General features: G+C 45.6%; 13 protein-coding genes. 10 read left to right on the top strand and 3 right to left on the bottom strand.

The features are described 5' to 3' along the window. The first annotated feature begins 51 nt into the window (after positions 1-51). From L3Q72_RS06515 to L3Q72_RS06490, 6 genes are all read left to right on the top strand, one after another. On the top strand, positions 52-729 hold the full coding sequence (locus L3Q72_RS06515) for a DUF3334 family protein (protein WP_275131842.1): 678 nt from the start codon (positions 52-54) through the stop codon (positions 727-729). Positions 730-934: 205 nt separating this feature from the next. After that, the gene (locus L3Q72_RS06510; protein ID WP_275131841.1) at positions 935-1,618 is read left to right on the top strand and encodes a DUF2786 domain-containing protein; all 684 of its coding nucleotides are present in this window, start codon (positions 935-937) and stop codon (positions 1,616-1,618) included. 36 nt (positions 1,619-1,654) lie between these two features. Continuing rightward, entirely contained in the window at positions 1,655-2,533 is an 879-nt protein-coding gene (locus L3Q72_RS06505) for a hypothetical protein (RefSeq protein WP_275131840.1), read from the top strand. A 350-nt stretch (positions 2,534-2,883) separates the two neighbouring features. Beyond that, positions 2,884-3,297: a hypothetical protein gene (locus L3Q72_RS06500; RefSeq protein ID WP_275131839.1), complete on the top strand. Its 414-nt coding sequence runs from the start codon at positions 2,884-2,886 to the stop codon at positions 3,295-3,297. 259 nt (positions 3,298-3,556) lie between these two features. Further along, on the top strand, positions 3,557-4,657 hold the full coding sequence (locus tag L3Q72_RS06495) for a phosphoribosylaminoimidazolesuccinocarboxamide synthase (protein WP_275131838.1): 1,101 nt from the start codon (positions 3,557-3,559) through the stop codon (positions 4,655-4,657). Between the two features lie 98 nt (positions 4,658-4,755). Then, positions 4,756-7,596, top strand: coding sequence for an AMP-binding protein (locus L3Q72_RS06490; RefSeq protein WP_275131837.1), 2,841 nt, complete (start codon positions 4,756-4,758; stop codon positions 7,594-7,596). 229 nt (positions 7,597-7,825) lie between these two features. Here L3Q72_RS06490 and L3Q72_RS06485 read toward each other — a convergent pair whose 3' ends face one another. Both L3Q72_RS06485 and L3Q72_RS06480 read right to left on the bottom strand, forming a co-directional pair. Then, on the bottom strand, positions 7,826-8,203 hold the full coding sequence (locus L3Q72_RS06485; RefSeq protein WP_275131836.1) for a transporter: 378 nt from the start codon (positions 8,201-8,203) through the stop codon (positions 7,826-7,828). A gap of 197 nt (positions 8,204-8,400) precedes the next feature. After that, positions 8,401-10,749, bottom strand: coding sequence for a helicase-related protein (locus tag L3Q72_RS06480; protein WP_275132080.1), 2,349 nt, complete (start codon positions 10,747-10,749; stop codon positions 8,401-8,403). Positions 10,750-10,898: 149 nt separating this feature from the next. Here L3Q72_RS06480 and L3Q72_RS06475 point away from each other — a divergent pair, with 149 nt between their 5' ends. The 3 genes from L3Q72_RS06475 (at position 10,899) to L3Q72_RS06465 (ending at position 13,791) form a co-directional block, all read left to right on the top strand. Then, on the top strand, positions 10,899-11,222 hold the full coding sequence (locus L3Q72_RS06475; protein ID WP_275131835.1) for a DUF3392 domain-containing protein: 324 nt from the start codon (positions 10,899-10,901) through the stop codon (positions 11,220-11,222). Continuing rightward, positions 11,219-11,953: an ElyC/SanA/YdcF family protein gene (locus L3Q72_RS06470; RefSeq protein WP_275131834.1), complete on the top strand. Its 735-nt coding sequence runs from the start codon at positions 11,219-11,221 to the stop codon at positions 11,951-11,953. Before L3Q72_RS06475 ends, L3Q72_RS06470 begins: the two co-directional genes overlap by 4 nt. 230 nt (positions 11,954-12,183) lie before the next feature. Continuing rightward, complete coding sequence (locus L3Q72_RS06465; protein WP_275131833.1) at positions 12,184-13,791, top strand: ATP-binding protein; 1,608 nt, start codon at positions 12,184-12,186, stop codon at positions 13,789-13,791. Positions 13,792-13,827: 36 nt separating this feature from the next. Here L3Q72_RS06465 and L3Q72_RS06460 read toward each other — a convergent pair whose 3' ends face one another. Beyond that, positions 13,828-14,253, bottom strand: coding sequence for a MarR family transcriptional regulator (locus L3Q72_RS06460; protein WP_275131832.1), 426 nt, complete (start codon positions 14,251-14,253; stop codon positions 13,828-13,830). A 116-nt stretch (positions 14,254-14,369) separates the two neighbouring features. On the opposite strand from L3Q72_RS06460, the gene L3Q72_RS06455 reads away from it, so the two are divergent. Continuing rightward, positions 14,370-14,882, top strand: coding sequence for a DUF2798 domain-containing protein (locus tag L3Q72_RS06455; protein ID WP_275131831.1), 513 nt, complete (start codon positions 14,370-14,372; stop codon positions 14,880-14,882). Positions 14,883-15,169: the final 287 nt, after the last annotated feature.

Raw genomic sequence — 15,169 nt, 5'->3', positions numbered from 1 at the left:
TAGCTCATACTAAGCCAAAGCAAATACGATCATCTATGTAGTGAGAAAATAATGAAAAAAACAACTGTCGTGACCAACGAAGACATTCTTCTTAAGCTTTGCCATTCCGTTTCGGAGGTTCTCAGTTCTGCCAGTGGTTCCCGGGTGGTCTACTCAGAAATGGTTCAGAAGATAAACAAAACTTGTCTGAAACCTGATTTAGGATGTTTCGTTCTGTTTGATGGAGGATTTTCCGGGCTTGTTGTTATCAATTTCACGGCTCAGGCAGCGCTTGAGCTTTATCAGAAGTATATGGTTAACATGGGCATGCCTTCAGAAGGGCTGGCGATTCTGCACACCTCAGATGAAGTCGGCGATGTTCTGGGTGAGCTGATGAACCAGCTGGTTGGTGACTTTACCAGTAAGATCCGCAGAGAGCTAAAAACCAACATCACACAAAACCAGCCTAAAATGCTGGCAATCAATAAACAGGTTCAGATGTCCGTTGACACTAACCTGGACCGCCCACAGGCACGAAGAGTGACCTTTTCCACTGAAAACAACAATATCTTCTACCTTGAACTGGCTATGGATAAAACTGAGTTTATTCAGTTGGAAGAGTTTGATGTGGAGGAGGATGTTTCTCCGGATTCTATTTTAGAAGCGGAAAGGAATAAGGTGGCGTCGGCAAATGCGAACCAGTTGGCCGATGATGGGGCTGATGATTTGTTGGATGAACTTGGGATATAAGGGGTTAAGGCTATGGGGCGGGCTTCGCCCTTGTGGGGCTATAGGGCTATGGGGAAAGATAACCCCATCACCCCATCACCCCATCACCCCATCACCATCATAAAACTCATCCTCTTAACATCAACCCTCCCCCCTTTAACTTCCCCGCCAAAATCGGTAAAATGGTCGACTTTTCTAAATATGTCTGCCCGTTTCTGAGAGTTTGATGGATAAAAAGAAAGCCCTGAAAAAAATTGCTAAGTGTCTTGAGTTAGGTAATTCCGCTAATGTGAATGAAGCTGCTCAGGCCATCAAAATGGCACACCGGTTGATGCTTAAATATGGTCTTGATAAAGACGATATTGAGTTTATCAAGATGGGGAAAACACAATCCACTCACCTTCTTCCGGCAAGTATCAGCTCTACGCTTTTAAGGGTTATCCGTGGTATCAACACTAAGTTTGGTGTTGAGGCTGTCCTGCTTAACCACAAGGGGCTAAAGCGGGTTGAATTTATCGGTGAAGCTGACAGGGCCATTTTTGCCGCCTTTGCTTTCGATATTATTTACCGTGAAATGAATGAGCATACCGGGCAGTTCCGTAACAGTTTTGCGGGAACCGGAACCAGCACGACCGAGGTTACCCGGCGTGTGAACTCGTTTGTATCCGGCTGGGTGGAAGGGGCACTTGAAAAGCTGCCGGTTATCGCTCCGGATGAAGAATCAAACAATAAGATCAATAACTATATTGATCGTGAGTTTAAAAATATCGACCGTGAAACCTTTAAGCAGCAGCTTAAAGAGGCGATGAAGAATATCACGGAAGATTACGAAGTCGGGTTAAAGAAGGGCCGCCGGCTTTCTGTTAACAGGCCGGTTGATGGTGCAAAGGCACCTAAGTTGCTAAAGTAGTAAAGGTTAATGAGCACGGCTTTGATGAGAATAACAATGAGACAACTCACCTCGGTTAATGCACTTCTTTTTTCTCTGCTTATTTCTTTCTGCGCAGTATCTGCACCCTCTGAAAATTTGGTTGCCCGGGCTGAGAGTAATGATACTCAGGCTCAGCTTCTTTTGGGGCAGGAGTACCTTGCAGAGAATAAAATCAAGCAGGCTCATTTCTGGCTTCTTAAGTCTGCGCTTAATGGCAATTTAGAAGCGCTCTCGAATATGGGCTCTCTTTATGAAGGTCAGGAAAATGCGGCGATAAGTTCGCTTTCTTTGGCTGAAAATTGGTATCAGGCAGGCAGTGAGCAGAGCTCTGAGGAAGCAGATCAGGGGTATTCGAGGGTACTGGAGAAGCAGTTTAATCAGCGTCGTGCTAAGCAGGTTTCTGCCATTGCCATTCTTGATAAGGCGGCAGACGAAGCGCTGATTCAGAAGGCGGCACGTCTTGACTCAGAGGAAAGTAATCGCGGTAATAAGATTAGTGTTGAAGTTATTGTGATTTCTGTTTTGATATTGCTTGTGGTCCTGTTTGTCACTATCCGGCGATTTTTCCGGACAAGAAAGCAAAATAAGTCGGCCGATCAAAGTAAGAAACTCGCTGAGAAGGAGAGAAAAATCCTTACTCTGCAAAAGAGTCTGAACAGAACCTTCGACCAGTTAAAGAAAGTGCAGCAGCAAAACCAGAAGCAGAGTAAGGATCAGAGTTTTGCTCTTGCCTGCGCTGTCCTTGGGTTCACGCCAAAAAATGTGCCTGATGATAAGGTGCTTAAAGCCAGATATAAGAAACTTTGCCGGGTTTATCATCCGGACGCCGGTGGCAGTGATGAGGATATGAGAAGGCTGAATACTGCTGTGAAGATCCTCTCTTCCCGAAAATAATATAGAGTAGTTAAGTAAGAGTCGCATATGCGGCTCTTTTTGTTTTTACCCTTCATTGACTTCAGTTTATGGTCACCTTGACCTCTGCCGGCCAGCAGGCAGGTCCCCATAGCAGACACGCATAAACCCATCCATGGGGCTTGACCTTGCCATCCCTGGCAAGGACAGTCTGCTATGGGGACCTGCCTACTGACCAAAGGCTCCTTTAAATCCTCTTGCTGCCATACAACCTTGCTGTAATACAAATGCTATAGATCACACTTGGATAGAAAACACGCAAATTAATGGTTGCAAACTGAACAAATATACATTACTGTTCTTTTATACAGTATGTACAGGAAAACAGTATTATGCTTCAGGTAAACACAACTATTCATTCAGGCTCGTACACAAGTAACCCAATTCTTTCTGGTCAGGCCGTTGTATCACGCTATGAATCAGATATGTATCAGCAGTTGGCGGCGCTTTCCCAACGTAAACAGTGGATACTATTTACCGCCCAGTGTCCTCGTCCTGTATATGCTGAGCTGTCTCAGTATGAGATTAACTGTTCTAACATCATTCATATGAAGCCTTCCGCTGTTTCCACAGAAGAGGAAATTGTCATCAAAGCGATTAAGGCCAGAACCGCAAGCGCTATTGTTGCCAGCGGACAGTTAAACTATACCGCGAAAGCCCGTATTCAGAAGTGCGCTGCAACTTCTAACTGTCAGGTGTTTTTCCTGAATAATGGTCCTGGTCTAGCCGGAAGCATTTGTCACTAATCGCCAACACAAAGGCTAGGATCTCGTTCCCATACTCCAGTGTGGGAATGCATACCTAAGCTAAAGTATTATGCATACTTCCCCCCTCTATCAGCTCCATTTAACCGCTAATTACAGTCAAATTGCACCCGCAATTCCAGAGAAAAAGCAAACGTTTGCTTTTTCTCTGGCAGCTTTAAATAGTTCTGGTATCATTCGCACATCTTTAGCGAGTGACGCAACTCGCGGTTATATCAGGATTAATGATAGGAAAGTCTCTATGAATCTCGCAGATCAAGTTCTTGCCGTAAATGATGATTTACCCATTCGGACAGATAAACCCGTGCACAGCGGAAAGGTTCGCTCTGTATACTGGCTTACGGAAGAAGACAGTAAGAGACTGATTAAAGAAAAGAATTACGATGTAGCGCCGGATGCTCCGCTGGCAATTATGGTGATAAGCGATCGTATTTCTGCATTCGATTGTATCTGGAAAGGTGAAGGCGGTCTGAAGGGTGTTCCGGGTAAAGGTGCTGCATTAAATGCGATTTCTAATCACTGGTTTAAACTGTTCCGTGAAAATGGTCTGGCTGACAGCCATATTCTGGACATCCCCCACCCTTTTGTCTGGATTGTTCAAAAAGCCAAACCGGTCATGATTGAGGCTATCTGTCGTGGCTATATCACAGGTTCAATGTGGCGTGCTTATGAAAAAGGTGAAAGAGAGTTTTGTGGTATTCAGCTTCCTGAAGGTCTGGAAAAAGATAAGCCACTGACCGATCTGCTAATGACGCCTTCAACTAAAGGTATACTGAAGGGGATTCCGGGTGTTCCTGAAGCGGATGATGTAAATATCTCGCGCAAGAATATTGAAGATAACTTTGCTGCTTTTAATATCTCTAAAGCTGAAGATATTGCTCTGTATGAAAAACTTCTGAAAGAAGGCTTTGGTGTGATCAGCAAAGCGCTGGATGATGTTGGTCAGATATTTGTGGATACTAAATTTGAGTTTGGTTATGTCACCAACTCAAAGGGTGAAGAAAAACTTATCTATATGGATGAAGTGGGTACACCGGATTCATCTCGTATCTGGGACAAGGCTGAATACCAAGCTGGCAATATTGTTGAAAACTCGAAAGAGGGCTTCCGTCAGTTCCTGCTAAACCACTTCCCGGATCCGGACATTCTGCTGAACAAGGAAAGAATGGACGAGCGTATGGCACTGGCAGAAAACAATGAACTGCCTTTGGAAGTGATGCAGATGGTATCGGATACCTATACCGGCATTGCTGAGAAAATCACAGGTAAGAAAATTCATCTGAGTGATAACCCTAAGCAGGAAATTATCCAGACTCTTAAAGACGAATACGATTTAATCTAAGAATCACGGCTGAAAATCCCCTGGCAAATGCCGGGGGATTTTTTATTGAGCTACACTTCAATAAGGGATCAAGTAAACCTCTTTCAGGTAGCTCCATCATGTCAGCCAGTGATAACAAAAATATCAGCTCCTCTCCAAATGAGACAGCTCAGTCCGTTGTCCGGATCGTTTGTGATATAACCAGAGAGCTCAATCCCGACGCGCTTGAAAACGGCGGATTAGGGCTGGACAGTAATCTGGATCATGACCTGGGATTAGACAGCCTTGCCCGTGCTGAACTGTTGATTCGTATTGAAGCCCATTTTAAAGCTTCGCTGCCTGAGCATACGCTGACCTCCATTGAAACACCCAGAGATCTGATCAAGGCCCTATTGCAGGCAGACACCAGCGTTAAACCTGATGCCATTGATAACGCCATCAGCCAGGTTACGCTGGACTCAGTGGAAAGCCACCCAACTAAGGTTAAGACTCTCCAGGAGCTGCTTAGCTGGCATGTAAAAAAACACCCTGACCGCCCTCACCTTTATGTGTTTCAAAATGCCGATAAAGTGGATGAAATCAGTTATAAAACTCTGCACAGCAAGGCTGTAGAAGTCGCAGCCGGTTTAATAGATAAAGGCGTGGAGCCAGGGGATCGCGTTGCCATTATGCTGCCTACCTGCAATGACTATTTTTTTAGTTTCTTCGGAATACTCTTTGCGCGGGCGATTCCCATTCCTATCTATCCACCAGCGCGAATGCAGCAGATAGAGGATCATCTGAAACGCCACGCCAGTATTTTAAAAAACGCCCAGGCAAAGCTGCTGATTACGGTGAAGGAAGCGAAACCTCTGTCTCAGTTGCTTAAGCTGCAGGTGTCATCAGTGGAATCGGTTGTCACCTTTGATGAACTGGAAGGCTCACGACAACCCGTTGATGTGGGAGAAGCCAAAGAAAAGGATATCGCCTTTTTGCAGTACACTTCCGGAAGTACCGGTGTACCGAAAGGCGTTACCCTGACTCATGCAAACCTTCTGGCCAATGTCAGAGCAATGGGCAAAGTGATCCATGCCAGCTCAGACGATGTCTTTGTCAGCTGGCTGCCGGTTTATCACGATATGGGGCTGATTGGTGCCTGGTTTGGTAGTCTTTATCACTCCATCCCTCTGGTGATCATGTCGCCTCTGCTCTTTCTGACTAAACCTCAACGCTGGTTATGGGCAATTCATCACTACCGGGGAACTCTCTCTCCGGCTCCGAATTTTGCCTATGAGCTCTGTGTAAACCGGATAAGCGATGCTGAACTGGAAGGGCTGGATCTTAGCAGTTGGCGGCTATCCTGGAACGGCGCGGAACCGGTAAGCCCGCAAACGATACAAAGCTTTACCGGGAAATTCGCCAAATTTGGCTATAAACCGGAAACCATGTCTCCGGTCTACGGATTAGCAGAGTCTTCCGTCGGGTTAACCTTCCCCGCCGAAATAAGAACACCACGTATTGAATATTTTTGCAGAGATGAGTTAAGCCTCTCAGGCAGAGCCGTTCAGGCCGACAGCTCTGATGAAAACAGCATTGCTATGGTGGGCCTGGGCCAGCCGCTGCCGGAGCATCAGATCCGCATTGTGGACGATTTAGGTAAAGAGCTACCGGACGGAGAAGAAGGTGCCCTCGAGTTTAAAGGCCCGTCCTCCACTCAGGGCTATTACCGGAGACCGGATAAGACCAAAGAGCTATACCATGACGACTGGCTGGTGACCGGTGACCGCGCCTTTACCTTAGCCGGTGAGCTTTTTCTTACCGGGCGCAGTAAAGATATTATTATCCGCGCAGGACGTAATATTTATCCCCACGAACTGGAGTTAGCCGTTGCCAGTATCCCAGGAATAAGAAAAGGCTGCGTAGCGGCATTTGGCAGCCATGACAGCGGCGCCGGTACAGAAAAGTTAGTGGTTCTGGCTGAGAGCCGGGAAACAGATACTGATCAATTAAAGCGGTTCAAAAAACAGATCAACTCACTGGCCATCGACTTGCTGGGCAGCCCGGTTGATGATGTGGTCATCGGCCCGCCACATACTGTCCCGAAAACCTCCAGCGGAAAAATCCGCCGCAGTGCATGTAAAGAGATGTATGAAAAAGGCACTTTAGGTGAAAGGCAAAAAGCGGTATGGCTTCAGGCACTTCAGCTAGCCATCGCCGGGGTGGTTCCTCAGATACGCCGGGGTTCCCGGACAGCAGCCGATATTGGCTACGCCGCGTACTGCTGGCTGATTATGGGATTACTCGCGCCCCTTGTCTGGATTCTTGTGGCAATTCTCCCGTCTCAGCCTACGCGCTGGAAAGTGGTGAAGTATGGCTCCAGAGCGCTAATACGGCTGACAGGTACCAGACTCACTGTAAAAGGCAAGAGTCATCTGCCGGATTTGGATCATCCCTCAATCCTTATTGCCAATCACAGCAGTTATCTGGACGGAATCATTGTCGCCGCAGCCACTGGCCTTCCCTGCCGGTTTGTGGCAAAAGCCGAGCTACTAAAACAACCGGTCGCACGAATATTCTTAACCCGTTTAGGAACTGAGTTCGTAGAAAGGTTTGATGCAGAAAAGAGCATTGTTGATGCAGATAAAATAATAAACCAGGCGAATAACAATCAGGCTCTGCTGATCTTTCCCGAGGGAACACTTTACCGCATGGCAGGCTTGCATGAGTTTCATATGGGAGCATTTATGGCAGCGGCCCATTCAGGGTTGCCGGTAACCCCGCTAACCATTTGCGGAAGCCGGGCAAAGCTCAGGGGAAATTCACTGTTTCCACGACGTGGTGCGGTCAATGTTACCATAAGCCAGCCGCTGCTCCCTGAAGGTGCTGACTGGGAATCGGCAGTGGTATTAAGAGACAAAGCCAGAAATGAAATCCTGAATCACTGTGAAGAGCCGGATATGGCGCATAATTCCACAAGATAAGCAGCGCTTATTCCGCTAAATATTAAATATCGATTTAAAATAACATTTTTATTAATAAAAATGTCGTTATTATTTTCTGGATTTTTTAAACGATAGGGGAAGTAAAACCAATTAATTTATAATGGCAGGCAGAATGAATATAGAGTTTTAGCTCGCCGAAATAATAAACAAAAAATGGCACTTAATACATATTACTGAGTAAACTATCAAACAAAATACAGTATTTATACTAAAGATAAATCGTAAACTCATCCTGTGCTGACCGGGAGATCTGCACTTCGCTTTCCTGACTGATATTGTCCAGTTGAGACTGCTCCAGCTCGTAAGGCATCATAAGCCTGATCTCTTTAACACCCTCATGCTTAGCCAGTTCAGTCAGTCTGATGATATTAGTCACATCACTGCTCTGTGCCGACAAGGTGCCTAGAGCCAATTCCCAGACCCTTTCCTGAATATTTTGCTCTTTTTGGACACTATTTTTCCATGCATATCCAAACACAGGCGCAATAGAAAGAAACACTTCAGTCAGTGTCCATTTCTTTCTACAAGCTGCTGCAAGAAATGTCGTGTAATCAAACACCACTAAATTTCTTTCGTGATCTTCCACAATGCTCCTCCCCAAAAGCACAGTACGGTATCGGTACTATCCTCCACTATGTTTGTAATAGCAATGGAATATGCAGCATTAATCTTTTATCGGTACACATGCCAAATAAATCGGACTAAATATATCAATTTATTAACATGAGAGTATCAATTTATATATATCCTCAGATCTAATTTTAATATTTAAAGAAATAAACATTAACGAACATCCACTATCCTGCTTGCTTTTTTATACTGAACTTTCCAGCCTTTCCAGACAGGTAATTCTCTTCTTTTTGGATCAGACTTACGCAATCCACTGCAATAGATTACATATATCAAATTTTTTGACTTGATATACTCAACATCAAGTTGCAGATCTCCGATATTTAAAAAGTTGGGATATTTTTCCGCGAAATCATCGAATTGCCAGTATGGAATACCTTCGAAAATAAAGTCATCTTCAGTAAAAATATCCAGTTCACTGATCTCTGTTATGCCCAGCTCCTGAAGCTGATGGGTAAACCAGGACTCAAAGCTGATATTCGCATGATCGGTGCAACTCTCATCCAACCCCAGCTCAACATAGAGCTTCCAGAGTTGTATCTCTCTTGCTCTTTTTTCTGCAAAGCCCGGAAAAATCGACCCGCTCTGAACCGCATCAACTATAGGCTTAAGCAAAAGCTCACCCTCGGGCATCACCTTTTTGGAGCTTAGTGTACGACCCGCATATATAAGGTTTAACCGGGAATAGAGAACGCCCTCCTCAACAACCGTTTCACCCTGACACCATTGGCCGATTTCCATTTCAATCAGCTCTGAAACTGGAACGGGCAGCATAACAGACCCAAGATTCAGCGTCTGCTTAACGCCTCGTCCCGGAATGCTGTGCTGATCCAGAACAATTGCCGCTTCATCTTTATCGGCAAACAGACTGTTTCTGCCCGGCATTAATTCGGCCTTGCCGTTGCCCATGGCTTCACGGCGCTTTTCTCGTCTTACATAAACCAGTTCAGGGTGAATCGCGATAATTGCCTTTAACCATTCACTCCGGTTGTAACGGGAAGCTACGTCAAGAGCAGGCAATTCCAGCGCATCGCGCATTTGCTGCGCCAGACCCCTGGCTTCTTTCAGGGCGTCCTGATCTATCTCCAGAAACGGCGCTTTTTCTCCCCTGACTAAGCGGATAAGCACAGCACCGTCACAGGCATTCGGTTCCCACTTGGCAAGTTCTTCCAGTTGTTCTTCATTCGAGGGAATTTTGAAGATGGTCGCAGGAACCGAAAGCGCTGCGGCCAAATCAAGCATGGCTTCACGCAGAGGTTTTATCGGCATTCGGGTCAGAAGGTCGGCATAGATGGCATCAATCGGCAGCGGATACAGCACCTGACCATGTCTGGTAATATCTCCGCGCTCATCTATCGCCTGCATGTTTTTCAGCATGGTTTCTGCACTGGCCAGAGATTTTTCCGGCAAAGCATCAAGAAAATGCAGCTCTGTTAACCGGCTACCACAACAAGCAGCAGCAAGCATTGCTTCGGTTAGCTCTTCCCGTAATAACTCGGGAGGTGTCATCAGCTCTAATGCCGCATGCTCACCGTACAGCCTGACACACAAACCGTCTCTGACCCGCCCTGCTCGGCCGGATCGCTGCCTTGCGCTGGCTTTGGAGATGGACTTCAGGCTCAGCACAGTCCGGCCATTTCTCTGTGAAGTACGGCGTTCAAGGCCGGAATCGATAACCAGTGTAATGTTGGGAATCGTCAGCGATGTTTCCGCGACATTGGTTGCCAGCACCACCTTTTGTTTGTCAAGCCGGTTAAGTGCTCTATGCCTTTCACTGTCAGAAACCGACGCATGAAGCCTTACCACTTCTACACCACTTAGCTTATTCAGCCTTTGCGCACACTGATTAATCTCTTTTTTACCCGGTAAAAACACCAGAAGATCGCCATCGGTTTCATCAATTCGCTGTAAAATCTGGTCGCACACATTCTGTTCCAGATTTCGGCTATCAGGTAGGGTGTTGTACTCCCGGGCCAGATAACGGATATCCACTTTAAACATCCTGCCTTCTGAAACCAGCCGTTTTGCGCCGATATAAGCGGCCAGCTTTTCGCCTTCCATGGTCGCTGATGTCACAATCATCCTGTGCTGATTATTCTCTTTCAGCAAAGCCACCAGCAAATCGGTATCCCAGCGACGCTCATGAAACTCATCCACCATCACCAGATCGAATTCGTTTAGCTTGTTTTCAGCAAACCATCTGAGCGCCACACCAGGCGTCACAAAGACAACCTGACTCTTATCAGAGAACTTTGAATCCAGCTTTATCGCATAACCTATTTTATCACCGAGCTTTGTCTGCTCACTTTCAGCGATAAATTCTGCAAGCGAAGTACAGGCAATTCTTCTCGGCTCAATCACCAGAACCCGTCCATGCTCTGCCGCCCACACAGGCAAACAGGTTGATTTACCCGATCCGGTTTCTGCTTCAACAACAAGATGCTGATTGGGGATCAGGGAATGAAAATCAGAACGAAGGCTATCAATAGGAAGAGACTGCATAGAATAAGTACAAACAGATGTTACAAACTGGATGGACATAGTATAACGCGACATAAACGAATTTTGCCGATAAAAAATCCGGTGATTTTTGCCCTGTGACGGGTTAGGCTATGAAAGCTAAATAAATTCCTAAACAAGAGACTTTAAGTATGCTCGAAGTACTCGCTCCCGTGGGTAAGCATATCGTTCCCTATACCCCGGAAATTTCAACGGCGCTGGTAGCCTGTCTGCTGGTGATGTTCGGCAGTGATATCAACCGCTTTTTAAGAAGAACGCTGTCAGGCCAGCATTTTATTGTCCGGACTCTGGCTTTTATTCTTCTTAACGCCTTTGGTTACGGGATGCTGATAGTGTATGCTGCACCTTACCTCTCCCGGCAGCTCAGAGAGCTGAACCCCGGTGATATGATGGCTCTTGTTGTGGTTAGTTTTATTGTTATCGGTATGTGGGCGCAAAGAAACAGACACGTATGAAGCTAAATTGGTCCAGGCTTAAAACAAAGCTCAGTATCCGTCAGATAAGAATCACCGCCCGGGCAATGAAAGCTTCGATCGGCATTCTTATCGGCCTTCTGTTTTCCATTTTTATGGCAGACAGGCTGGTCAGTTGGACCACGTATAAAAACATCTATGAAGAAACCCGCCAGCTTCCGGACTATGATGTGGCCTTAGTTCTGGGAACCAGTAAATATCTTGGTAAAATTCTTAACGACTATTACACCAACCGCATTGAAGCCGCCATTGAGCTCTATCAGTCCGAAAAGGTTGATGCCTTTCTTCTGAGCGGCGATAACGCCCACCGCTCTTACAACGAACCCTGGACCATGAAAAGGGATCTGCTAAAAGCCGGCATTCCGGAAAAAGCCATTCATCTGGATTACGCAGGCTTTCGCACGCTGGACTCCATTGTCCGCTCTAAAGAGATTTTCGGTGCCGATGAATTTATTATCGTCACCCAAAAATTCCACTGTGAACGGGCACTCTTTATCGCCAGTCATTTTGATATTCAGGCCGTCTGCCTTGCCGTTCCGGGACCAAAACAGCACTCAGGTATCAGCATCCGCATAAGAGAAGTTTTCGCCCGGGTAAAAGCCGTGCTGGATCTCTATATCTTCCATACCATGCCTAAGTTTTTAGGGCCTAAAGCGCCTATCAAGCCTAATTATCTTCAGAGTGGGAATTATCAACTGGCTCATCCTGAGTAAACAGCTATTTCTTTCACTTGATATACATTGTTTCGTGACTAAAAATACATTTATCAATTTGTGCTAAATACATATCAGTAATTAACCTTATTTGTATTGTATGATATACACAATTTATTATAAATCAGGCTTATGGACTAACGTGTATGCAAAGCAGGGAAGAACAAATACAAACAGAAGGCAACCAAATTGCAAGCAGCGTATTGCCGCTTCTGCCCGGAGCCTGAGACATGCAAGATGAGTCTAAAGTAAACCACCTCTACGATTCGGTTTTAACCGGAGAAATGCTTTTTCAAAAAAGCATTACGCCTATGATGATCGTCGACACTACCCGTACCATTATCAAGGCTAACAATCGATTCTGTGACATGTTCGGTTACGCGCTTAAAGAGATTGTAGGCAAAAAAACCGTCATTCTGACACCAACCGGAGAGCACTTCAGCCGGTATGCAAAAGCCTTTGAAGAGACGCGGGACGGCTCCATTGAGAGCAATGAGCTGCTGTATAAAAAGAGTGATGGTTCCCTGTTTTGGGTAAAGTTAACAGGCATGCCTCTTGAAACAGAAGCCGGCAACTTTGTTATCTGGTCATTTGACGATATCAGCGAAGAGGTCAGCACCAGGGAGGAGCTTGAAAAGAGCTATAAAGAGCTGGAAGCCATGAAGGAAAAGGCGGAGCGCTCAGATCAGGCAAAAAGTAATTTCCTTGCCAATATGAGCCATGAAATACGCACACCAATGAATGCCATTATCGGCCTTTCGAATCTCACTCTGAATACCGAACTCACCCGCATCCAGCATGACTACCTGACCAAAATAGAAGGCGCTGCAGTATCACTTTTAGGCATCATTAACGACATACTGGACTCTTCTAAAATCGAGGCGGGTAAGTTGCAGATAGAAAAGGTCAGCTTTTCTCTGGATGATTTACTGAAAAAGCTGCGCAGCCTGGTTTCTATTGATGCTGAAAATAAAGGGTTATCATTTGAGATTGAAATAGACTCCAGGGTACCCCGGCATCTTGTTGGTGATCCGATGCGCCTGGGGCAAATACTGATTAACCTTGTAGGCAATGCCATCAAGTTCACTGAAGCGGGGCAAGTACTTGTCAGAGTACAAGAGCAGACTTCAGCCGAAAACACGGGGGACGACGAACAGACCCGGCTTCATTTTGAGGTTATTGATTCAGGAATAGGTATCAGCCCGGAACACAAAGAAAAACTGTTTCAGGCGTTTAATCAAGCAGATGGATCGACAACACGAAAATATGGTGGCACAGGTCTTGGACTGAATATCAGTAAGAGTTTGGTTGAGATGATGGGTGGAAGCATCTCGGTAACCAGTGAACCCGGAAAAGGCAGCTGTTTCAGCTTTACGGTTTGTTTAGCAAAAGAAGCTCCGGTGAAACCCAAAAACCAACAAGCAGCATCAGACACAAACCAATCCACAGAAGGCGCATTTCAGGGGACTCAGGTTCTGCTGGTGGAGGATAACAAGGTCAACCAGACTGTGGCTATCGCATTACTGAAAAGCCAGGGAATTGATGTTGTACTTGCTGAAAATGGGAAAGAAGCCGTTGAGGCAGCAATGGGCACCACCGGCTTTGATGCGATCCTTATGGATATACAGATGCCCGAAATGGATGGATATCAGGCCATGAAACTAATCCGGGAGACCTACTCTTCTCAGGAGCTTCCTATTATTGCAATGACCGCTTATGCAATGGAGCAAGAAAAGCAAAAATGTCTGGATGCGGGAGCAGACGATATTGTGACTAAACCGATACTTCCGGAAATCCTGTTTGCTGCCTTATCAAAGTGGATAGCTCAAAATAGATAGCCCCTAAATTAACAATGAGACACTCAGGGGCTTTGGCTAATCACGCAGTCCCTTAGCCACTTTTCCGGCAAGACGCTGAAACTCTTCCAGCTCTTCAGGGCTAAGGTTTTTTGTGATTAGCTGATCCATCTGGCTATCAACTCCCGCAATCTGCTCCATGATCTTTTCGCCACTTGATGTAATACGCAGGTAATGACTGCGCTTATCAGCCGGATTGAGTTCCTTTTCGATAATACCGTCTTTAATCAGAGAATTAAGCAGGCGGGTAACCTGAGACTTATCACGATTCAGGAAATTCGAAACGTCTATCGCGGTGCATTGTGGATTTCTCCTGATCACTTTAAGAACCCCCATATGCATTGGAGTAATTCCAATATCAAGCTGCTCCATTTTATTTTGGTATTGGCGCTTTAACAGGTGAACTAACTGAAACAGGCTATCTAACGATCTGCTTTCCGACATACATACCCCTACAAAACTAGTTGATAAAGTCAATTTGTTAGTTGACTTTATCAACCAACAGCAACATAGTAGACATTATCAACTAGATTATGGTTAAACACAAGACTGGAATGATTATGGCTACTCTGAACTCAATTGTAACTTCTGTCCGTTCATCAATTGCGCCTTTGCTGACCAAAAGAACCGGCATTGTTTTGGGCGTTATGATTCTGATGCGCGGTATCGTCACCGGCGTAATGACTTATATGGATAACGGATTTACCAGTACTTTTTTCGCTGACTGGCTAAGTCTTTTGGCAAAAATGATGTTTATCATGATGCCTTGTGCCTTAGTCGCAATTAAGCTACTGAGCGAATTGATTAAAAAACTGATGCCGGACGCAAAAGATAACCTGAGAACCCTAGTTATGGTGGTGATTATGGTACTGGGTATGGAGTCGAGCATGACATTCAGCACAGCATTAAGCAGCGTTGGTACTGCGGATATCAGCCTGTTTATGCAGGCATGGTTAAAAGACTTAGCAACCGCTCTTCCCGTTAGCCTGACAACCATGATAATTATGGCACTGGCCATTAAGCCACGAATTAAGAAGTACCTTGGTTTTGAAGAGCAAAAAGTAGCAAGTTAATCTGGATAAAAACGAGCGCTGCCATTTGAAATGGCACGCTTTCTTTATGCAATAACATTGTTAAATTAGTCACCGACCTCTCGTTCCCATGCTTATATGGACTCCCGGGTGTTGTCAAAAAGTTTATTAGAACAGAGGTCAGATGCTTGCTTATATACGGGCTCTAACTGAGGAGCTACCTCGGCCTCTTCGATGTATTCGCACCTTCATGACTTTATCTCCCGCACGGTAGTTTCTACCTGAGCATGGGCCAGTCTCTTGAAGGTTGGTCTTACCTGTTTGTTCTT

It is taken from the genome of Vibrio sp. JC009 (assembly GCF_029016485.1).
In the GTDB taxonomy this organism is placed as follows: Bacteria; Pseudomonadota; Gammaproteobacteria; order Enterobacterales; family Vibrionaceae; genus Vibrio.
Note: the sequence above shows the minus strand (reverse complement) of the source record. Positions and strands in the feature narration are given on the sequence as shown.